Origin of the sequence: Allohahella sp. A8 (assembly GCF_047946665.1) — a bacterium.
Lineage (GTDB): Bacteria > Pseudomonadota > Gammaproteobacteria > Pseudomonadales > Oleiphilaceae > Allohahella.
This window is the reverse complement of record NZ_CP172312.1, coordinates 3,905,751-3,927,317: the sequence shown is the minus strand read 5'-3', so window position 1 is coordinate 3,927,317 and position 21,567 is coordinate 3,905,751. Positions and strand designations below refer to the sequence as shown.

Here is a 21,567-nt window from a genome sequence, read left to right as displayed (position 1 = left end):
GCTCACTTTTGTGCCGGTAATGACCATGCGTAACATCCTGCTGTCCTTTTGTCTCATTATCTGGCAATCGCTGCGGTGAGAGGTATCCGATCCAGAGAGCCAACGGTCTCTGCTGCTTCGATCCTCGATCTCTTCGACGGCCTTGTCGAGCTCGGTGTGCTGGCTGGTCCCGACGCTGAAGTAGACGGGATCAGACGCGCAGATCTTGAAAACATCGAAGCCCGCTTTCCGGCCAGCCTTGTACAGAAGCTATGGCGCGTCGGCGAGCAATCACCATATGCACGGCAGCTCGGCCTGATTATCGGCAGCCGGGTCAACCTGCGGGCCATGGGGATGATTTCAAACGTCACCAGATTCGCAGACACGCTCAGCGAAGTCATTGTCATTTCCGCCAGACATGCCGCCGTTATGAGCGAAGTGGAAAACATCCGGTCGGTCGCGCAAGCTTCGGGCGTCAAGATCGTCTATGAAATCACACCGCCCGAATATCGGCTCGATAACGCCATCGACCGTAGCATGGCTGCTGGCGTCAGCTGGGCGCGGCACCTCACCGGCAGGCCGCTCATGCCACTCGCTACGACATTCAGGCATACGGTGACGGACCAGGCGCCTTACCGAGCCATCTTCGGCGACGCCGTGAGTTTCGGTCAGGCGGAAGATGCCATTCTTGTCGCGCACGAAGACCTTACCTTACCGGTGATTTCGAGCAACCCTTACGTCAAGGCAGTATTGGCAAGCCGGCTTGCCGAACAGAGCAATGGCCTGATGCGCAGAACCACGCTCGAAGGCGAAGTGCGTCGCATCATCGGCAATGCCCTCCAGGATCCCTTGCTCAGCTCGGATTACGTGGCCAATCAGCTCAATATGAGCCGGCAGACACTGCACAGAAAACTGAGAAAAGAGAGCTGCACATATCAGAGCCTCTTGCTGGCGGTGCGCAAGGAGAAGGCCCATCACTATCTTAAGAACGGCGTTTCAAAGATGGATGAGCTGAGTGCACTGCTGGGGTTCAGCGAACCAAGCGCCTTCTTCAAGGCCTTCCGCAGCTGGTACGACACCACGCCTGGCAAATTCGAGGGCCGAGGCAGCTAGCTGTTATTGCGACCGCACTCGATCAGCGCCTTGATGTCCTCGAGGGCGGCGGGTTTCAGCAGGTGATGGTCGAAGCCTGCCTCTTTGGACAACTGCCTGTCTTTTTCCTGTCCCCAGCCAGTGACCGCGACTAATGTACAGTCTGCCAATGCCGACTTCTGTCGGAGGGCCCGTGCCAGGTCATAGCCGTTCATGCCTGGCATCCCGATGTCCAGAAAGGCGATGTCGGGCACGAAATCAGCAGCTATCATCAGGGCATCCTCGCCGGAATGAGCAAGACGAACCTCATGACCTGAGTGAGTCAGCAAGGTCTTCAGGCTGCTCACGAAGTCGATGTTGTCGTCTACCAGCAGCACACGGCAGCTCGCTTTCTGTACCTCACTTACCGCCGCCGCTGTGGCCTTCATACTTGCCGGCTTTTCCGCAACATCGATCCTTACGGTAAAGGTACTGCCCTGCCTGCTACCCTTGCTGCCGACGAGGAGTTGTCCTCCATGGAGTTCGACCAGACGCCTCGACAGGGCCAGCCCTACCCCTAGCCCTGCCTGATCGCGCTCCAGCGACTGATCCACCTGGATGAACATGCCGAAGATTTCTGGCAGCATCTCTGGCTGGATACCAATACCGTTGTCTTCGACATCGACGACTGCCTGGTTATCTTCCACGCGAGCGGCGAAGCTGATCCTGCCGCCACGGGGCGTATATTTCGCTGCGTTGTTTAGCAGGTTCGAGAAAACCTGAGCGAGGCGAACCGGATCAGCATCGAGATAGACGGGGTCTGCCGGCATAGTGACGGAAAAGTCGTGGCCCATCTCTTCGATGAATAACCCACTGGTTTCGATAGCGTTCTGCATGATCGACTCCAGATCGACCAGCGATTTCGTTATCGTCAACTTTCCTGTTGTAATCCTCGACACGTCGAGCAGATCATCGACAAGCCGGACCATCTGTTTCAACTGCCGCTCCATCACCACGAGAGCGGTCTGCTGCTCAGGCTTCATATCGCCTGGAATGCGGAGGATCCTCAAGCCATTAGCCAGAGGCGCCAATGGGTTGCGCAGCTCATGAGCAAGCGTTGCGAGAAACTCATCCTTACGACGATCCGCAATTCGCAAGGCGTTCTCCGCTGCATGGCGCTCGGACATTTCGTGCTCGAGCGAACGGTTCGACTGTTCCAGGGCACTGGCACGACGTTCGATTTCGCTCAGCATATCGTTGAATGCTTCGACGAGAACGCCAATTTCATCTTCCGTATGTTTCTGGGCTCGAAGCGAAAAGTCGCGAGTCTGCATCACCCGACGAGCCACATCGGTCACTGCGAAGATTGGAGCAGTCAGCGCGCCACGAAGCCAGGTGGCAATGAATAGCGCGAAACCCAGGCTTGCGGCCATAACGCCGATCAGAATCAGAACATAGTTCAGAAGACGCGCGCTCAGCTCATAGCGTGCACGGATGTAGACTGTAGCAATGACCTGATCATCCTTGACGAGCGGCTGCCAGACATGAAGCCTGTCGGCCTCGACCACGTGGCCTTCGGCCAGCTCCTCGGGCGTAGGCCATCGAACGTGCTGACCATCGCGGGTAGCGGCCTTGCTGGTGTATTCAGCGAACTTTTCCCTATCCGGCGTGAACAGCACCGCGTTGATGATGGCTGGTCGAGTTCTCAGAAGCTCCAGGTTCTGTCTGGCTGTGAGCGGATCATTAAACTCCAGCGCGGGTGTGCTGATATCAGCGATGATACTGGCTTGAGTGCGCACATCGCTGATGAGTTCGTCGTGATACGCACGAAGGTTCACCACGAGCATGATCGAGGCATGGATCAGCAGCGCAAAGAAGGTCGTGGCCATGACCACGAGCATCAGCTTGCTGGATATGGACTTACTGAGAGGGCGCATCACTAGTGCGCCTCTCGCTCGACTGAGGATGCCACGGCCAGGAGACGAGAGCTCAGTTTGAGTTGGGAGATATCTGCCCAATGCAGCGAAACGTCAAATCCGACACGACCGCTGATCAGTCTCAGGTTGATCGTACTGCCAGGTGCCAGCCCGTCTTCATTTTCAGTGACAACGAGCAGCGGCTTGCCCTTGTTCCGCCTGGTCAGGGCCGCTAGAGCATCTTCGGCATCGTGACCTACGAAAACGACGTGAGGGAGGGTGATTTCTCGTGTGCTCGAGGCCGTTAGTACCTGTACCGGCCTATCGTTCACGAGTCTACCTGCTATGCCTTCCTGGAGTTCGGCACTGATCGGGCTGGCGCCCAGCACCCAGATCCTGTAGGGGGAATCCGGAGCCTCGAATGCAGAGTCGGGCCACTGCGTATAGCTGAGAAACTTGAAGACCATTGCTGCCTTGATCCGATACTCCGGCGCCCCGTCCTTCGCCGCCGCCACGACAGAAAATCCCCAAACGCCGAAACAGATGGCGAGAAACGCAAGCCGACGGGAACGGCAGCCTTGGCCCAAGGCCTCGGCAATGTTCTGAACGCGGCACGCAGTTGTCATGCTACAGCCCCCACACGAGCTTGCCAAAAACACCGCGCTCGAACTCGCTACGTACAGGCGCTCTGCCAAATTCCGGATGAGTATCATCCAGCAGATTCTGTCCTACCAGCGAGAGCTCGAGACGGGACAGGGGCCGCCATCCTAGGCGCAGATCGAGCGAGGTGTAAGCTGGCACATCGATCTGCTCGATCTCACCAGCGTGCCGAAGGAAGGCGTCAAGCGTCAGTTGGCGACTGATATCGAAGGCAGAACGGATCTGACCATAAAACTCAGGATCTCCATTGGCTATGTTCGTGGTGCTGGACGTATCGAGGCTGCCGGGCTTGAGATCGATATCCAGACGCTGAACCACGAAGCCAGCGTGCAGCCGCCATCGCGCAGTAGCCTGCCAGCTTGCCCAGGTTTCCAGACCATAGACATTGCCTTTTGCTCGATTCCTGAACACCTGACCAGTGCCAGAGGGATTCGGCTCCAAGGTGCGCAGATCATCGTAGTGGCTGTAGAAGCCGGTTACCGACCAGTTCACAGCGGCCACGGGCTGGCTTCGGTAGCCCAGTTCATAAACAGTCGAAGTCTCAGATTCGAAATTCTTGCCACCAGCGAATTCGTACTGGGGCACACCGTCGAGCAGTGGGGGATTCACCGGGCTGAAAAAGTCCCGGTCAATACGCGACGGAGACCGGACCGCGATCGCGATACTGCTCCAGATGAGCTGACGAGCAGCCGGTGTCCATGCGAGGTGTGCGCTGGGCATGCTCTCCCATCCGGTGTAAGGATTATGCTCCAGTCTGGTCCCCACAGTCAGACGCAATTTGTCCGTCAGCGTTATCTCATCCTGGGCGAACACGTTGGTCCATCGCAACACCACATCATCCGGCAGGAACTCGAAACGCTGTCTGTTCTCGACTCGATCTGTCAGATATCGATGCCCACCACCCCATACGAGCGTGTGAGTATCGTCGAGTGACCATTCGTGTTGTAGTTCAATATCAATCGTATTGAGATGCTGCTCGTACGATTCGGCCTGATCACGGTGCGTATGGTCGAAGTAAGCCTGCAACGACCACTGGGACTCCGCCGAGCGCGCCCAGGTCGCGCGTGTGAGCACATTGGCGCCCTCGATCTCGGTATCTCTCAGGTCGGTCTGTTCGAGCTCTCCCTGATAGAAATCCCCCTGGACCGTCAGGGAGCGGTTGTTACTGGTCCAATCGGTCCTGAAACCTGCCTGGGAGCGATCCCAATCAGTTTCGGTGGGGCTGCCGTCGGCTCGCTCGACGTCATCGTGCTGACTACGCTTGCCATACACTCTGTAGTGGCCATCAGCAATCAGTTCACCCCCGTATCTGGCTGCAGCATGATGCTCCTGCTCGCTGGCGCCGACGGAAAACAGCTCGCCCTGGGTCTCGGCTGCAGATCGTGTGACAACGTTGATGACCCCATTGACCGCGTTAGCTCCCCACAGCGTGCCACCAGGGCCACTCACGACTTCTACACGATCCAGGTCTTCCAGCAGCACATCCTGCGCATCCCAGAAGACGCCTGAGAAGAAGGGGGAATACACGGTGCGGCCATCTATCATCACCAGCATCTTGTTGGCCAGGAGATTATTGAAGCCTCGCGCGGAGATGGCATAGTTGCGCGCATCGATACGTGCGACCTGAAGGTTTGGCGCGAGGCGCAGCGCCTCCGGCAAGGTGGTCGCACCATTTCGTCGCACATCGTCATGAGTGATGACGAACACGGATGCCGGCGCATCGGAAACCGGCCGCGCCGCCTTGGATACTGAAATAACCGGCATTTCAGCCAGTTCTTCGAGAGACAGATCTGCCAGGGCAACATCCTGTGCATGCGCGGCGCAGGGCACCAGCAGCGCTGACAAGGCGCCGATCCCAATCACGCAACCGCGGTATGTGCTTGCCCTGCTAGCCCTACGGCAGAGAAAGACCCTCAGGTCCGTGGAACAGTTCATATGTGTGGACCTGATGACACCAGTGTCGACATTGAAGACAGGTAGCGGACCGCTTCGCATCTTCATGTGACTATTCTTCGAATAGTAATTCATGGGAAGCGCTGGCAACAAGACCTTATGGCTGGCTCGTGGGACCGCCCGCATTCGGGTAGATATCAGGAATATTATCTGTGCAGGGAGGGGATGCCGTTTCGGGCAAAGATTGATACGCTTACCGGACTGGAAGCCCTCGCGGGGCCTTGATCGAGCTGGTCTCGACGTCCAGCTCGACCGTAAAACCCTTAGCGCGTTCCGTAGACCACCATGGTTTTGCCCTTCACCTGCACCAGGCCCTGATCTTCCAGAGCCTTCAGCACGCGCCCAACCATCTCACGCGAACATCCAACGATGCGGCCGATCTCCTGGCGGGTGATCTTGATCTGCATGCCGTCGGGATGGGTCATGGCGTCGGGTTCACGACAGAGATCCAGTAGCGTGCGGGCTACCCGACCAGTCACATCGAGGAAGGCAAGGTCGCCCACCTTGCGAGTGGTCTGACGCAGTCGCGTCGCCATCTGCTCGCCGATGAAGTAGAGAATTTTTGGGTCTTCCTGAGCGATTTCGCGGAACTTGCTGTAACTGATTTCAGCCACTTCGCATTCAGTCTTGGCCTTGACCCAGGCACTGCGTGAGCCGACCGCTTCCGGGTCGAACACGCCCATCTCCCCGAAAAAGTCTCCGGCGTTCAGGTAGGCCATGATCATTTCCCGGCCATCATCATCCTCGATGATAACCGTCGTGGATCCCTTGATGATGTAGAACAGTGAATCGCTCTTGTCGCCAGCGTAGATGATGGTGCTTTTGCTGGGATAGCGTCTTCGGTGACACTGTGAGAGGAAATAATCAAGATGTTTGGTTTGCTCGGTTGGCTTTACTACCGTCACCATTCTTGATTCCTCTGTTCACTCATGGATTGCATAGGTATGGGTTCATTAAAAAGATGCATTATGACCACTATGTTAAATTAAGCAGAAATCCTGTGATTAGGCAAGCCGGCATGTGGTAGGCTTTGCCCCCTTATAATGGCAGCACTGCTGCCGACGAACTGATGATCTCGCGATGAAAGCAACGATAGCATGGAAGGGCGATGCCCTTTTCGAAGCAAAGACTGAAAGCGGCCATACCCTGACCATCGACGGCCCCCCGGACCAGGGCGGCAAGAATCAGGGACCGCGTCCAATGGAGACCATGCTGGTCGGCCTGGGCGCCTGTACCTCGTTCGATGTCATGATGATCCTGCGCCGATCGCGCCAGGTGGTTTCGGACTGTGTCGCTACAGTGAAGGCCAAGCGTGCTGATGAGATACCGGCCGTATTTACCGATATCCATATTCATTTCGAAATCAAAGGTACTGATGTCAGCCCGAAACAGGTTGAACGAGCCATCAAGATGTCGGCTGACAAATATTGCTCGGCCTCTATAATGCTCGAACGCGGTGGCGTGAAAATCACCCACGACTACACGATAGCTGAATCCTGAAACACGCGGACCAGTCAATGAATGAAAAGTTAAAACTGCACGGCTTCAACAATCTGACCAAATCACTCAGCTTCAATATCTATGATATGAGCTATGCGGTGACTGAGGAACAGAAGGACGCCTACATCGCCTATATCGACGAGCAGTACAACGCCGAGCGTCTGACCCAGATTCTCACCGACGTTGTCGAGATTATCGGCGCGCACATTCTTAACGTGTCACGTCAGGATTACGATCCGCACGGCGCCAGTGTCACGATGCTCATCGCCGAGCACGAAGTGCCACCACCGCCGGGATCTGACGAGGCTTCGCCTGGCCCGCTGCCTGAAACCGTCGTCGCTCACCTCGACAAGAGTCACGTAACGGTCCACACCTATCCAGAGAGCCATCCGGATGGTGGTATCAGCACCTTCCGTGCCGATATCGATGTGTCGACCTGTGGCCTTATCTCACCGCTGAAGGCCCTGAACTATCTTATTCACAGCTTCGATTCCGATGTGGTAACGATCGACTATCGCGTGCGTGGCTTTACCCGCGAACTCGACGGCACCAAGATTTACATCGACCATGACATCAATTCGATCCAGGAGTTCCTCACCCAGGATACACAGAACCTGTATCAGATGATCGACGTGAATGTGTACCAGGAAAACCTGTTCCACACGAAGATGATGCTGAAGGATTTCGATCTGGACAACTACCTGTTCGGCTCTGGTTCCGATGAAATGGAAGAGGATCAGGCTGAGGGCATTCGCCGACGGCTGCAGCGCGAAATGCGAGAAATCTTTTATTCAAGAAATCTCTCGCCCGATCAGGAATAAGGTCGGCATCTACTCAAAGACGTTGTGAGATCTGGTTATCGGTCAGATCTCACCGCCGGACTGCCTCAGCAGCATCTGCATATCTTCGTTGTTCTTCTTCACTGCTACCATCAGCGCTGTTTCGCCTTCGGCATCGCGGGCATTGACGCTTGCGCCGGCTGAAAGCATGACCTGCGCCATCAGCAAAGAGCCCTGCTCCACTACGATCATCAGCAATGGCTTGTTCTGATACTGGGTATTAACCCGAGCGCCGGCTCGAATCAGCGCTTTTGACGTCGACAGATGGCCGTTCGTAATCGCCAGCGCCAGAGGTGTCGCACCATCGGAGCGACGGGCATTGAGTTCGGCACCTGAGGCAGCCAGAGCCTGCACAGCGCGACTATCGCCGCGCCGCGCCGCAATATGTAGAGGCGTTTCCATGTTGGCAGGATCGGTAATATTCGGATCAGCACCCTCCGCGAGCTGGTCCACGAGGCGCTGGGTATCGCCCTTGTTGGCTGCAGACAGTACAGCTGTGGCATCTGTTTTTGGTGGGGTGGTACAGCCCTGGAGCACAGTGGGGGCGGCAAGCAGCAGCAGCAAGGCCGTGGCATTTCTCGTGAGCATGAGGATTCCTTTTCAAACGCGCCATCCTTGTAGCTGGAGCCTGCCTACTTTACTCGATGCGGCTCTGCTTCAACGCGGCGTTCTGGTAATATCGATTATTATTGGTGAGCCCTTGAGCCCTACTTCTTCCCAGTCAGCAGTTTGCGCGATAACAGCAGGACAAGTACAGGCAAGCTGCGGCTCACTTGCCAGGAATCCGACACGGAACACGCTTTGCCCGATCTGAACAAACCAGGGACGACCGCGCCTGTTGCTGAGACCGTGCAACTCACGGCAGAACAACGCGCGATCATCGAGGCAGAGGTCTGCCACGCCGCCATTACGGCCGTTGCCGGTAGCGGAAAGACTACTACGCTGGCACATCGCATCCTGCACTTGCTGAACAACGGCGTTAGCGCCCAGCGAATTCTCGTGCTGATGTTCAATCGGGCGGCCAAGCTCGAGTTCGAGAAGAAAATCCGCAAGCTCGCCATGAGCGCTGTAAATCCGTCTCAGCCCTTGCCAGAGATTCGTACATATCACGCCATGGGGCTGCGCCTGTACAAGCGGTTTATCGACGAAGGCTATCTCGAACCGTTCAATCCGAAGATCCTCAGCGAGGGAGAGATTCAGTTCCAGCTCTGGCGGCTTATACGGGAAGCTGCGCCGGAAGATCTCCGCACCACGCTGAACCGCGACAAGAAGGAGCATATCGAGAAAGCCGAGGCGATTCTGGAGATTAGCAAGGCGCAGCTGACCGATTTCGACTTCACGTTCGAGCAGCTGGATATCCAACCGAAGTTCGGCTTTCTCAAGGATGTCGCTGAACGCTTCGAAGACTGGCGCCAGCGAGAAAGTCGTATCAGCTTTGCCGACATGTTGTATGAACCGGTGAGATGCCTGCAGAAGCATGAACACCTGCGAAAACTGGTACGCGATAAAATGGATGTGGTGCTTGTCGATGAGTACCAGGACACCAATGAAGTACAGCACCAGCTGCTGAAACACATTGCCGGCTCCCGCGCCAAGGTGACCATCGTTGGCGATCCCGACCAGACCATCTACGAGTTCAGAGGCGCGAGTACCGACTTCATTCTCAAGCGCTTTCAGGAAGACTTCGAGAATCCAGCGCCTTTTCAGCTCACCTGGTCATTTCGGTATGGCCACCGTGCTGCGCTCGCCGCCAATCATCTGATCGGACACAACAAGCAGCGGCGGGACATTCTGTGCAGAGCCCACCTCTCGACGCCCGCCACAAGCGTCGAGATGCTCAAAAGTACAGATGAGGCTCATGCCATCGCCAAGCTACTGCAGTCACTTGCGCCCGCTTCTGCCGCACCTGGCGCAACCACGCCAGTCGCCATTCTCTGTCGCCTCTGGTCTCAGGCCGTGCCAATCGAGCTGGCACTCCTGGCCAACCGAATGCCCTACCGCATAGATGAGAACAAGGGCGCTCTGAACAATCGTGAAGTACGTCAGGTACTGAATCTGCTAAGGGCGACCGCGGCCGACTGGCTCGCGCTACCGATCGACACTCGCAGTGAGATCATGCTGGAGGTACTGCGCTTTCCACATGTTGCAATACGCGATGACATGCTGCGGGGCCTGGCGCGGTCACTGGCGCGCATCGACCCGACCGCACCTGAACAACTGGAACAGATCGGCCTGAACAAGCAGAACTGTAAGGCCCAATTCGGCATCAGCAGCTGGCAGCTATCCAGAATCGAAGGCACGTTGGCCGCATTGCGTGCGGCCACGCTGAGTTTGGGTTCAGCAGCTAACGTACTGAGCCAGTACATTACCCAGACCGACCTGCTATCCCAGTTGGGCGCATCAGCACTGACAACCGAAGCCGCCGATGAAAAAGTAAACAATGTTCTGGGGCTTTACTACTACATCAAGGTCCTGAATCTACCGGTCAGAGAGACGCTTCAGCACTTCGAGGAGTTGCGGGCCGAAGCCGGACTGAGCAACGGCCAGCGCAGCGGCAGCGACCACAGGGCTGCTATCGTTGAGCTCACGACCATACACAAGACCAAGGGGCTTGAATGGCCTACCGTGGTCGTAGCCGGCTTCAGGGACAGTGTGCTGCCTTACCGGCGCAACGGGCAGAGTGCAGAAGCGGCCGGGAAGCCGACTGACCTCGAAGCGGAACGGCGTCTGGCCTATGTGGCTATCACGAGAGCACGGCATGCCCTTTATCTCTCCGCGCCAGCACCCGACTCGGGCACTGGTACCGTGAGCCCCTTCATTGCCGAGATGAAGCTCGAAGCTTCATTGGCGGCGGTAGAGCAGCTGGAGGATGGCGTGGATCCCAAATCCGAAACGCCAGTTATCGAACGATACCTGAAGCTGCTGCACGATAACCGCAACGCTCCTGTTCATGGCAGCTCAGTCTCTCCGGACAGAACGTCCTAGCGACGCTTCGGCGTCCAGGCCCAAACCATCTTTGCCAGCAAGGGCGATTTCCCCTCGGCATCTGTGATAACGACTTCGACCACCGCTTCGCCCTTGTCCTGCGTCTTCATCGCCTGTATCTGGGCCGCGGTAAGTCTGGCTTCGGCACGCATATCGCCCTTTGCCCGCTTCACATAGTCGATGTTCATGCTCTTGATGACGGGCACCTTGTCGTCCGGCACATTCATACCCACCACAAAACCGGTTGCAGACTCGGCAATCAGTGCACAGGCGACCGCATGCACACTACCAATATGGTTCTGAACCCGCTTACGATTCTTCAGTGTCACGATGCAGTGATTGGTGGTGAGTTTCTCGACCACGGTCCCACTGGTGCCTGCGTACTTCACCAGCCGATTGAAGAACAGCGTCAGTGCGCGCGAACGGGCAAAGCCCGGTAATCCGTTAATCCGACCGACGATAGAGGCAAGTTTATTCATGCTGATGCAGGCATCCTTCCAACTTGTGAGTGAGGGCGGTATTCTTGGCACAGTTCTGCAAAATTGCAAATGTCCCGTGTGGAGCACCCCGTGTGGAGCACCCCTGCGGAATACCCGACCCAGCGCATTGCGCGCTACTAGCCTGCCCTACCCCAAAGGAGAATACATGAGCGACCTGGAAAAGGAATTTTACGAGACCGTCGACTACGTCAAAACCGCCGAGGGTGATTTCAAACCTTCCAACGAATTGAAGCTGGAGCTCTATGGTCTGTACAAGCAGGCCACCGAAGGTGACGTAACGGGCAGCCGCCCTGGCATGATGGATTTCATCAACCGCGCCAAGTACGACGCATGGGCGGATCTAAAAGGCATCAGCAAGGAATCGGCCATGCAGCGCTATATCGATTCGATCGAGAATCTGAAGAACCGATAACACAGCACGACAGGCGCAGGGCCGAAATGCTGCGTCTGCATATGGCCGGATATGGCTGCCAGGTAACACCCACCGTTTGGCAGGGCACCACCCGGCAGGCGCAATTGGCCGGGCGTCTAACGCGGTGTCGAGATGAGATAGTCGTAATTGTAAGTGCGACCCGTCACATCAACTGGAGCCGGACGCAGACGGAATTCTGTAGGCACGTTGAAGCGCCCGAGGTCTTCGCGAGTGTCGTACTTTCTCAGCTGTTCCCGAGCCTGCTCGTCAGATAGTGGCGACACTGGAGCCTGGGGGTCGTCCGATCGATCGAGATCGGGTGCATCAAGCGCGCCGTCGATACCCATTTCGGCCAGAGCCTGCAGGTCCATTGGCTTGAACGGAATGGTCTCCACTGTCGAACGGTCGGCACGTTGGGGATCTATCAGATTACTGTTGCGCTCTGCCGAGGGCACATTTTGTGGTGTGCCAGTATCAAGCGGCTTACTTTCCAGAATGACAAATTCATCTTTTTTGATAATTTCTGGTCCTGGCACGTCGGCCTGAATGACGACAGCCTCGATCTCTTCAGTCTTCGGATCGATCAGCAGTGGCTGCGTCACGATTTCCTTTTCGCTTTCTTCACTACGCGCCTGACTTTCCGCGGCATCCTGCTGCACCAACTCTTCAACCACTTCGACTTCAGTATATTCGACGCGCTCCGTAACCTCCTGCTCAGCGGAGGAAACTGGATCGACAATATCTATGAGCTCATCTTCTTCGGCAAAGCTGAGCAGGCTTGAACTGAGCAGGAGGCCGACCACAGCGGCCATCCCAATTCGTGTGAGTGAGTCCATGTAGTCTTCCCGTTTTTTCTAGTTATAGTTTCTGTGCACCGTATATTATCCATACAATACGCCGGGGATATTGTGCGCTCTTATACAATCCCGCAATGAGAATCTGGGCAACTACTTTTCGTACTCAATACTGGTGATATACCAGAGCGCAGGTCCAGACGGGGTTTCTACCACGGCCTCATCACCGACCTTTTTCTTCAGTAGCGCCCGGGCCATCGGTGAGTCGATCGAAATAAAGTCTCTCCTGTCGAAGATCTCGTCGTAGCCTACAATGCGGAAACGCCGATGGACCTCTTCGTCGTTCTCGATGCCGACCCAAGCACCGAAAAAGACGGCTCCTTCCTGCTCAGGTGCGTAATCAACGACTCGCAGCTCCTCGAGAGACTGACGCAGGTACCTTACCCGTTTATCAATCTGCCTCAAGAGACGCTTGTTATATTGGTAGTCAGCATTTTCGCTGCGATCGCCAAGGCTTGCCGCCCAGGACACCTTCTTCGTCACTTCGGGTCTTTCTTCGCGCCAAAGTTTGTCCAACTCCGCCTTCAGGCGCTCAAAGCCGCTTCTGGTAATCAGTTTTGTTCTCATGGGAGGCACTGTAATAGCGAGTCTGAAGATCTGTTAATGAGGGGCCAACTCTCAACCTTCTGTCAGCTCAAGTGGTTATGGAATAGCCTAATAACGAGGCGTATATTAGCAGAGTGTCTATGCTCGATGCAGATCCCGGGGTTTGCACCACGGTGCAAGCCGATGGCACCTTGGATAGATCTCGGGATGATCACCTGCCTCGCCGCGATGATAGGCCGGTGAAGCCATAGCGCAGTCATAACCGCTCAGCACTGGAGAATTGTTTGAAACCTTCCCGCTCTTCGGCCTTGGTCCGGGACATCACAGCGGTCGTGGCGCTTGCGGTTGTACTCCTGATGCAATGGGCAGCGGACCCGCTCGCACGCAATGCGCCATTTATTCTGATTTACCCCGTCGTATTTCTGAGCGCCTGGTTTTTTGGCCGTCGCTCCGCAACGCTCGTCACGCTATTGGGCGCAATTGCAGCAGCTTACCTGTTTATGCAGCCCTATCAGGAATTTAATGTTCAGGGCGCCGCCGCTCGAGGACGTTTACTGACCTTCGTTCTGGTCAGTCTCGCCATGGCGCAAGTGCTTCACTGGAGTCGCCAGCATTATCTGCAACTCAAGATCTCGGAAGCCCGCTACGATTTCGCTACCACGGTAGCCAGAATCGGCACGTGGGAATGGGATCTCACCACCGACCTGATCTACGGTTCGACCGTGTTACGCAGCCTGTTTGGCTTACCTGATGTTGAGAAGGTGCTCACTGCGGAAAAAATGATTGCGCGGATTCACCCGGACGATCAGACCATGGTGCGTCAGCGTCTCATGGAGGCTATTGAGCGCAAAAGCATCTATGAGGCGGAATTCCGCATTCTCACCGCGGAAGGGACGCCCCGATGGATACTCGGCAAGGGGCGCTGCGTGTATGACAGCAGAGGGCGACCGATACAGTTGATTGGCACAAATGTAGACACCACCGAACTTCGAGCAGCAGAAAAGGCCCTTCGAGAGAGCGAAAATCAGTATCGCACGCTGGCGGCTGCCGTGCCTGCTGGCATTTTCCGCAGCGATGTCGAGGGTGAGTGCATCTATACCAACAGTCGTCTGGCGCAAATGTACGGCATGCGAAGCAAACAGATTCTGGGCTCGGGCTGGATCAATGCCGTGCATGTTCACGACAGGCGCTATGTCGCAGAACTCTGGCGTACTACGTCGCGGCAAGGCGTGGCCTTCGACGCGGAATATCGAGTCAGCCGCCCAGATGGACGGGTCGTGTGGGTGACGACTCAGGCAGCTCCTGAACGCAGCGATGATGGTACGGTCATAGGCTTTGTCGGCGTGGTGACCGAGATCACTGAACGGAAGAACTATGAAGAAAGCCTTCGACTACAAGCGTCGACGGATGACTTGACGAAGCTGGCGAACCGCGCTTTCGCCACTGAGCGCCTGCAGTTGGAAGTCGAACACGCTCGTAGTCAGAACACCAACGTAGCCCTCATGTTCATCGATCTCGACAATTTCATGCATGTCAACGATACCCTGGGCCATGAGGTGGGGGACGAACTGCTGAAGCAGACTGCAGGCCGGCTAGGCACGGTAATGCAGGAGGGCCAGTTGCTCGCACGCTTCGGTGGCGATGAGTTCCTCATCATCCTGCCTAACCTTGCGCGTGTCGAGCTTGCCGAGCGAACCGCCGAGCAAGTCGTCGAAAGCTTTGCCAGGCCCTTCGTCTTGAATGGTAGCGAAGCCTTCGTGACCTGCAGCGTAGGCATAGCGGTGTATCCGGGCGACGGGGAAAATTACGAGAGTCTATTGCGCCATGCAGACATTGCCTTGTATCGCGCAAAGGAAACTGGCCGAAACAACTATCAGTTTTTTCTTGAAGAAATGAACGCGCAGTTGCGTGAACGCCAGGAGCTCGAACTGAACCTGAGATATGCACTTGAGCGTGACGAGCTGAGTGTGCACTACCAGCCAATAGTTATGGTCCAAAGTGGAAAGGTGGCCGGATTCGAATCCCTGCTTCGGTGGCAAAACAGTGCAATGGGCAACGTGTCTCCGGAGCGGTTCATTGCTCTGGCAGAGGAGAATGGGATGATAGCGCCCATTGGCAATTGGCTGCTGCAGACCGCCTGCCTTCAGATGCGAAAATGGCAGATCGCGACCGGCGAAGACCTTCAGCTTGCCGTAAACATCTCAGCAAACCAGCTTCGGACCGATGAACTGTTCCAGACCTTGCAGTCGGTAATAAAAGATTCAGGATTTCCGCCTCATCTCCTGGAACTGGAACTGACCGAACGCTCACTCATCCAGGATGATCTGGTAACCGAAGCCAGCTTGCACAAGATATGTAAAGAAGGCATAAGATTTGCCATCGATGATTTCGGCACCGGCTATTCCAACCTTGGCTATTTGCAACGCCTGCCCCTGCACAGTCTCAAGCTTGACCGCAGCTTTCTCACCGGGGCACCTCAGCACGTGGGCAATACCACATTGGCGAGGACGATCATCACCATGAGCCACAGCCTGGGCCTATCGGTCATTGCAGAAGGCATAGAGTGTGAAGCCCAACTGGAGTTCCTGCGCGATGAGTGCTGCGATTTTGTCCAGGGCTATTATTTTGCCCGGCCCATGGAGGCCGCAGTGGCTGAGCAATGGCTGATGGATCATCTTGCAGCGTTCTCGCTCGGCGACACTGCCATTCCCGTAGCTTTGCCCCCCACCTCGCAGCGCTCGATTCATCCGTCAACGGATTCAGGAGACGGCGGACCCTCAACCTGACTCGTGTTGAAAACGCGGGCGAAAAAAAACCCCGGCAATCACCGAGGTTCAAATTGGGTCTTGTCAGGGGGACCTGTACGAGACCCTACACAGGAGCTACTCATGAAAAAGACAATTCGATTGCCCTCTCATGACTCCACTATAGGGCTTGGCTTGTGGCTATGAGGTGGCCGCCGTGTTAAGTATCTGTAATCGCCCGATTGATTTAGGTTGAACGCTCTAGGGTCTCGGCATAGCATCCTGAAGCCAGTGCCACCGTCTGGCCAAGATAACCATGGCTGCGGCTTCAAATGCCTGCAGTCAGCTACGCAGGAGCAGCAGGATGAATACACAGATTATGATGGACAAGGCACTTTCCGGACTCGACCTGATCGGGGGTCGCCTTGAAAAGCTGGGAATCACGGACGACTTTAACCGACATACCGTTCTGGCCTACGTCCTGGCCGAGCAAAAGCACCTCGAAGGCGAACTCGACAGTCTGCGAGCTCGTCTCGATCAGAAAAAAGTCTCTGTTCAGCGGGCCCGCAACTTTGTCAGCCAGGCCGCCAGACACCCTTTCAAAACAACCTCGGATACCGTCAGGAACTTCCTCGGCCGCAAAGGCTGAGACCACTAGCGGTCGAGCCTGCCATGCAGGCTTCTCGGCGTCGAATCCCCCTGATACGGTAGGGCTGGTGGCGTAACCGTTTCGCCCTCACAGGTCGGGAGCGTAATGATGACCCGAAGCCCGCCAGACGCCTCTGAGGTCTCCGAAAGCTCGATACGACCTTTGTGCATCCTGGCCACAGCCCGGACCATGCTGAGGCCGAGACCGTTGCCGGGCAAACCGCGCGTCTTGTCAACGCGATAGAAGCGCTCGAATACATGCTCTCGCTCTTCTGGCGCAATGCCGGGACCGGTATCCCAGACTGTCAGCCGCACTTCACGCCCGCCACTAAGCTCGATACCCACGCGGCTGTTTTCCGGGGAGTACTTGATCGCATTGTCCAGCAGGTTGGCCACGGCCTGAAACAGCAGATTCTGGTCGCCACTCACACAGACATCACTCGCAAGCTCAACCTCGACAGTCTGGTGCTTGTCCTGGGCCAGCGCATCGTATAACTCGATGGCATCGTTCACCAGGGCCACCATATCAACCTTGGTGAAGTGCGCCTGGTAGCCACCCGACTCTATCCTCGCAATCCGCAGGAGCGAATTGAACGTGATGAGCAGGCGGTCGGTCTCTCCCAAGGCTTCCTCGACAATCTGCTGCGAATCGACATCGAGATGATTGGAGGACAGCACCTCGAGCCGGCTGCGCAACCGCGTAAGCGGCGTTCGCAGATCGTGTGCAATGTTGTCCGACACATGCTTGACGCCCGCCATCAACTCCTCGATCTGCTCGAGCATACGATTGAGATGCACGGCAAGTTCGTCGAAATCGTCGCCGGTCCCGCGAACGGGAACGCGCAATGAAAGATCGCCCTGCATGATCTTGCGACTGGTCTGGTTTATGGTTTCGATGCGTGATCGTGTGCCACGCGCCAGCAGCACACCGCCAAGAAAGGCCAGCGCAATCGTGATTCCGATACCATAGAGGAGCGACTGTTCTATGAGTGCTCGTACTCTGAACAAGTCATAGACGTCCCTACCGACGAGCAACATATAGCCGCCCTGCAACTGGAACAGTTTGGCGCGCGCCAGATGAGGCTGCTCGAAACGGTCGGCGGGACGATTGAGATAGAAACTGATCCAGCCGTTTCTGTCCTCGAGCACAGCCGGCCATTCATTCAGGTTTCCGGCAAGCGGCTTCTTTTCGCTATTGACGATGAGATATAGGGATTCACCGGTGGGCCGGCTAAGCACGCGCTCGTTGAGTACACTGACCATGCCGCGCAGGCCCTGCCGGCGATATTGCTCAGCAAGCCCCTGAATCTCAGCCTGGATAGTTTCTTCCACCTGATCGGTCATGAAGCCGACCGTGGCCCAATAAATGAACCCGAGCAGAACGAATACAGAAGCCGCAAAGAGCAGCATGTAAACGAAAGCCAGCCGGAAACTGGATGAGCTGAGTATTCGGCTGAACCTCACTGCTGGTCAGACCTCCTGATCACTCACCTTCCCTGAGGATGTAGCCAGAGCCACGTACCGTGTGCAGCAGCTGTACGCTGAAGTCCTTGTCGATCTTTGACCGCAATCGGCTGATATGAACATCGATCACGTTGGTTTGCGGGTCAAAATGGTAATCCCACACTTTCTCGAGCAGCATTGTCCGGGTGAGTACCTGATCAGGATTGCGCATGAAGTATTCCAGCAGACGGAATTCGCGAGGCTGCAGGTCGATCTTCTGTCCGGAGCGCTTTACCGTACGTGCGAGCAGGTCCATCTCGAGATCAGCAACTTTCAGCGTAGTGACGATGTCCGACTGATTCTGGGTCCTGCGCAGCAGGGACTCGACACGGGCGAGCAGCTCGCTGAAGGAAAACGGCTTGACGAGATAGTCATCGCCGCCGGCCTTGAGACCCTGAACACGGTCGTCTACTTCGCCCAGTGCGCTAAGGAATAGCACCGGCGTTGTCTTCTCCTCTGCACGGAGGCGCTTCACGACGTTTACACCGTCGAGCCCAGGCAACATACGGTCGACGATGAGAAGGTCATACTGCTCCTCAAGGGCCATGTGAAGGCCATCCTTACCGTTATCTGCAAGATCCACGGTGTAGCCGCTTTCTTTCAAGCCCTTGTTGAGATAGTTTGCTACATCTGCATCATCTTCAATTACTAACACCCGCATCGCATTTGCTCCATTTTGCTATTGCGCAATATTTGCCCTACCTATCTACTTCATACCACGATTAGTCTTTATCAGTTCATACGCGGTAGAGATCTCCTTTGCCTTCTCAGTGTGCAAAGCCCGCATGGATTCTGGGATACCCCTGGCCGCCAGCTTGTCCGGATGATGCTCACTCATGAGCTTGCGATAGGCTTTCTTGATGGTGGCATCGCTGTCATTCTGGCTTACGCCGAGCGCCCAGTATGCCTGCTCGAGACGCTCAGCCTCCGAGACCTGGGGTTGCTGCTGGCGTCCCCCCTGATAGCCGCCCTGTTGATGATAGTTGCCTCCAGCCTGTCCCTGAAAGCCAGACTGCGCGGCCATCATGCGCAGCAACATCTGCAGCTGTGTTCTTGAGACGCCCAGACGCGTACCGACCTGCATGAGGAATTCATTCTCGGCATCATCGAGACGGCCATCAGCTGCTGCCATGACCGCAAGCGTCTGGATGAGAAAGGCAACCAGATCCTTGCGCTTGTCGACGACTTCGGAAAACTCGTTCAGCGCCGCATCGAGATCAAAGTCCGGGCTCTTGCCTGCATTGAACGCAGTCATGGCTTCAGCCGTACGCTGCTCATCCAGGTTCATCCGCTGCATGAGGGCTCGGGCTGCGTTAAGCTCGGCTTCACTGACGCGGCCATCGGCCTTGGCCATGGCACCGAGCATCTGGAAACTGAGGCGGAAAAAACTGGCCTCCACCTTGGCTCGGTACACAGGGTCTGACAGACGTGGATCGGCGGCGATGCCTGCGAGGCCCTTGTCGAAGAGGTGACCTATGAGCAGACCGAGAATTAGTCCTGGAATACCCAGTACGAGATAGCCCAGAAGGCCTGCGATCAATTTTCCAAACAAACTATGTTTCCTCGTTCTCATGATGCTCATTTAGCGAGCGCAGATGCAAATACAGAGCACTATGGTCGAGCTGCAGATGCTCCGCATTCATCTGCGAATACAGTGAGGCCACCAGCGCTGAGATAGGGAGATCGAGTCCCAGTGCGCCCGCCAGATCACCCACGCTGCGCAAATCCTTGAGCTGTACCGATGAACGACCACCAGGTTCGAAGTCGTCATCGATGATACGCTGACCATGCAGCTCGAGAATACGACTGGCAGCGAAACCACCCAATAGCGCTTCGCGAAGTGCCACGATATCAACGCCAGCCTGTTTTGCCAGTAACATGGCCTCAGACACTGCACCTATGGTGATACCAACCACGGCCTGATTGGCAAGCTTTGCGATCTGGCCACAGCCCGACTCCCCCATATAACGAGGGGTTCCGAAATTCGCCAGAAACGACGCTGCAGCCTCGAAGTCCTGTTCCCGACCGCCAACCATGATCGAGAGCGTGCCAGATGCCGCGCCAGGTGTGCCACCAGACACAGGTGCATCGAGATAGCGTCTCCCGGCAGCATTGACGAGTGAGGCGTGTTGCCGGGCCATGTCAGGCGCAATCGAGCTCATATCGATAATGAGCGCATTTTCTGCCGTTCGTGAGAGGTCCAGTGACCGCAGGACCTGATCCACAGCCGGCCCGTCAGTCAGCATCAAAACGAGCACTTCGGCGCCTTCTATGGCCGCCTGGGCGGTATCCTCCAGAATGCCATCTTCCTCGAACTGCCGCGCTTTGCTGCGCGTGCGGTTCCATACGCGCAACTGGTAACCCGCGGTCAGAAGACGACCCACCATGGGCTGGCCCATGAGACCCAGCCCCAGGAATGCGGCAGACTGAACGTGATCATGTTGTCCGGTACTCATTCCGACATCCTCTGCTGTAAAAAAAAACCGCCTCTCGGCGGTTGTATACGACTGCAGATCAAATCAGGCTGTTGCGAGCTCCGCCCTGATCTTCTTCATCGCATTTTTCTCTAGCTGACGAATACGTTCGGCCGAGACACCATATTCATCTGCGAGATCGTGCAGCGTGGACTTCTCATCGCTCAGCCAACGCTTCTGCAGGATGTCCTTACTGCGATCATCCAGCCTGGTCAGGGCAGTGTGCAGACGCGAGGTGGAATCCTCTTCCCAGTTCTCAGATTCGAGGAGCCGGGCTGGATCACGCGAGCTGTCTTCCAGATAGCTCGCCGGGGCCAGGTAGGCCGCATCATCATCGTCGTCTGAAAAGGCGTCAAATGCAGTGTCCTGCCCGGACATTCTGCTCTCCATTTCCATGACAACCTTCTCGTTCACCCCGAGATCCTCTGCTACTGCCTTCACCTCGTCATGACTCAGCCAGGCCAGCTTCTTCTTTGAGGACCGCAGATTGAAAAAAAGTTTCCGCTGCGCCTTGGTGGTCGCAACTTTTACAATCCGCCAGTTTTTCAGGATGTACTCATGCATCTCGGCTTTTACCCAATGCACGGCGAAGGATACCAGACGTACGCCGTAGTGCGGGTCAAAACGCTTTACAGCCTTCATGAGACCGATATTACCTTCCTGCACGAGATCAGCAAGGGGCAGTCCATAGCCACTATATGATCGCGCAATATGAACGACGAATCTCAAGTGCGCGAGCACCAGCTGGCGCGCAGCGTCCAGCTCGCCCTCTTCGTGATACCGCAGCGCAAGGTCCCGCTCTTCTTCAGCGCTAAGGACCGCGACACTATTGACCGCCTGAACATAGCTCTCCAGGTTGCCGACCGGTGTCAACAAGTCTACTGGTTGCAATGCTTTGCTCATGTTTGATCAGCTCCCGATTATACAGACTAAATGCTGTAACAATTTCTTCTACCTATTATATCAGCATTAATGATAGGTAA

20 protein-coding genes are annotated in these 21,567 nt (G+C 56.0%); 7 read left to right on the top strand and 13 right to left on the bottom strand.

Annotated features, from left to right (window positions below):
- Positions 1-48 precede the first annotated feature (48 nt).
- Positions 49-1,092, top strand: a complete 1,044-nt coding sequence (locus ACH3PB_RS17585; protein ID WP_416396746.1) for an AraC family transcriptional regulator ligand-binding domain-containing protein — start codon at positions 49-51, stop codon at positions 1,090-1,092.
- On the opposite strand, the gene ACH3PB_RS17580 is transcribed toward ACH3PB_RS17585, so the two are convergent.
- From ACH3PB_RS17580 to crp, 4 genes are all read right to left on the bottom strand, one after another.
- The gene (locus tag ACH3PB_RS17580; protein ID WP_416396745.1) at positions 1,089-2,987 is read right to left on the bottom strand and encodes an ATP-binding protein; all 1,899 of its coding nucleotides are present in this window, start codon (positions 2,985-2,987) and stop codon (positions 1,089-1,091) included. The genes ACH3PB_RS17585 and ACH3PB_RS17580 overlap by 4 nt on opposite strands.
- 2 nt (positions 2,988-2,989) lie before the next feature.
- Positions 2,990-3,592, bottom strand: a complete 603-nt coding sequence (locus ACH3PB_RS17575) for a YfiR family protein (protein WP_416396744.1) — start codon at positions 3,590-3,592, stop codon at positions 2,990-2,992.
- Between the two features lies 1 nt (position 3,593).
- The gene (locus ACH3PB_RS17570; RefSeq protein WP_416396743.1) at positions 3,594-5,471 is read right to left on the bottom strand and encodes a TonB-dependent receptor plug domain-containing protein; all 1,878 of its coding nucleotides are present in this window, start codon (positions 5,469-5,471) and stop codon (positions 3,594-3,596) included.
- A gap of 371 nt (positions 5,472-5,842) precedes the next feature.
- A complete protein-coding gene (crp, locus tag ACH3PB_RS17565; RefSeq protein WP_344806825.1) occupies positions 5,843-6,487 on the bottom strand; it encodes a cAMP-activated global transcriptional regulator CRP in 645 nt (214 codons plus the stop codon).
- Between the two features lie 172 nt (positions 6,488-6,659).
- Here crp and ACH3PB_RS17560 point away from each other — a divergent pair, with 172 nt between their 5' ends.
- Together ACH3PB_RS17560 and speD are read left to right on the top strand one after the other, a co-directional pair.
- The gene (locus ACH3PB_RS17560) at positions 6,660-7,079 is read left to right on the top strand and encodes an OsmC family protein (protein ID WP_416396742.1); all 420 of its coding nucleotides are present in this window, start codon (positions 6,660-6,662) and stop codon (positions 7,077-7,079) included.
- Between the two features lie 17 nt (positions 7,080-7,096).
- Positions 7,097-7,900 (top strand): adenosylmethionine decarboxylase, encoded by an 804-nt coding sequence (gene speD, locus ACH3PB_RS17555; protein WP_416396741.1) that lies wholly within the window; start codon positions 7,097-7,099, stop codon positions 7,898-7,900.
- 42 nt (positions 7,901-7,942) lie between these two features.
- Here speD and ACH3PB_RS17550 read toward each other — a convergent pair whose 3' ends face one another.
- The gene (locus ACH3PB_RS17550; protein WP_416396740.1) at positions 7,943-8,506 is read right to left on the bottom strand and encodes an ankyrin repeat domain-containing protein; all 564 of its coding nucleotides are present in this window, start codon (positions 8,504-8,506) and stop codon (positions 7,943-7,945) included.
- A gap of 213 nt (positions 8,507-8,719) precedes the next feature.
- Here ACH3PB_RS17550 and ACH3PB_RS17545 point away from each other — a divergent pair, with 213 nt between their 5' ends.
- Positions 8,720-10,903, top strand: coding sequence for an ATP-dependent helicase (locus ACH3PB_RS17545; RefSeq protein ID WP_416396739.1), 2,184 nt, complete (start codon positions 8,720-8,722; stop codon positions 10,901-10,903).
- Here ACH3PB_RS17545 and ACH3PB_RS17540 read toward each other — a convergent pair.
- Positions 10,900-11,382: a DUF4442 domain-containing protein gene (locus ACH3PB_RS17540; protein ID WP_416396738.1), complete on the bottom strand. Its 483-nt coding sequence runs from the start codon at positions 11,380-11,382 to the stop codon at positions 10,900-10,902. The genes ACH3PB_RS17545 and ACH3PB_RS17540 overlap by 4 nt on opposite strands.
- Before the next feature lie 166 nt (positions 11,383-11,548).
- On the opposite strand from ACH3PB_RS17540, the gene ACH3PB_RS17535 reads away from it, so the two are divergent.
- Positions 11,549-11,815, top strand: coding sequence for an acyl-CoA-binding protein (locus ACH3PB_RS17535; RefSeq protein WP_416396737.1), 267 nt, complete (start codon positions 11,549-11,551; stop codon positions 11,813-11,815).
- A 116-nt stretch (positions 11,816-11,931) separates the two neighbouring features.
- Here the strand turns inward: ACH3PB_RS17535 and ACH3PB_RS17530 are convergent, their stop codons facing one another.
- Both ACH3PB_RS17530 and greB read right to left on the bottom strand, forming a co-directional pair.
- Positions 11,932-12,651 carry a hypothetical protein gene (locus ACH3PB_RS17530; protein ID WP_416396736.1) on the bottom strand — a complete coding sequence of 240 codons (720 nt, stop codon included), beginning with the start codon at positions 12,649-12,651 and terminating at the stop codon, positions 11,932-11,934.
- Positions 12,652-12,762: 111 nt separating this feature from the next.
- On the bottom strand, positions 12,763-13,236 hold the full coding sequence (greB, locus tag ACH3PB_RS17525) for a transcription elongation factor GreB (RefSeq protein ID WP_416396735.1): 474 nt from the start codon (positions 13,234-13,236) through the stop codon (positions 12,763-12,765).
- A 263-nt stretch (positions 13,237-13,499) separates the two neighbouring features.
- Here greB and ACH3PB_RS17520 point away from each other — a divergent pair, with 263 nt between their 5' ends.
- Together ACH3PB_RS17520 and ACH3PB_RS17515 are read left to right on the top strand one after the other, a co-directional pair.
- On the top strand, positions 13,500-16,001 hold the full coding sequence (locus tag ACH3PB_RS17520) for an EAL domain-containing protein (RefSeq protein WP_416396734.1): 2,502 nt from the start codon (positions 13,500-13,502) through the stop codon (positions 15,999-16,001).
- Positions 16,002-16,323: 322 nt separating this feature from the next.
- The gene (locus ACH3PB_RS17515; RefSeq protein WP_416396733.1) at positions 16,324-16,608 is read left to right on the top strand and encodes a hypothetical protein; all 285 of its coding nucleotides are present in this window, start codon (positions 16,324-16,326) and stop codon (positions 16,606-16,608) included.
- 5 nt (positions 16,609-16,613) lie between these two features.
- Here ACH3PB_RS17515 and ACH3PB_RS17510 read toward each other — a convergent pair whose 3' ends face one another.
- The 5 genes from ACH3PB_RS17510 to rpoH all read right to left on the bottom strand — a co-directional run bounded on the left by ACH3PB_RS17510 (position 16,614) and on the right by rpoH (position 21,487).
- Positions 16,614-18,071, bottom strand: coding sequence for an ATP-binding protein (locus ACH3PB_RS17510; RefSeq protein ID WP_416396732.1), 1,458 nt, complete (start codon positions 18,069-18,071; stop codon positions 16,614-16,616).
- Between the two features lie 19 nt (positions 18,072-18,090).
- Positions 18,091-18,771, bottom strand: a complete 681-nt coding sequence (locus ACH3PB_RS17505; protein WP_416396731.1) for a heavy metal response regulator transcription factor — start codon at positions 18,769-18,771, stop codon at positions 18,091-18,093.
- A 45-nt stretch (positions 18,772-18,816) separates the two neighbouring features.
- On the bottom strand, positions 18,817-19,662 hold the full coding sequence (gene djlA / locus ACH3PB_RS17500; protein WP_416396730.1) for a co-chaperone DjlA: 846 nt from the start codon (positions 19,660-19,662) through the stop codon (positions 18,817-18,819).
- Between the two features lies 1 nt (position 19,663).
- Positions 19,664-20,566 (bottom strand): NAD(P)-dependent oxidoreductase, encoded by a 903-nt coding sequence (locus tag ACH3PB_RS17495; RefSeq protein ID WP_416396729.1) that lies wholly within the window; start codon positions 20,564-20,566, stop codon positions 19,664-19,666.
- Positions 20,567-20,629: 63 nt separating this feature from the next.
- Entirely contained in the window at positions 20,630-21,487 is an 858-nt protein-coding gene (gene rpoH, locus ACH3PB_RS17490; RefSeq protein ID WP_416396728.1) for an RNA polymerase sigma factor RpoH, read from the bottom strand.
- Positions 21,488-21,567: the final 80 nt, after the last annotated feature.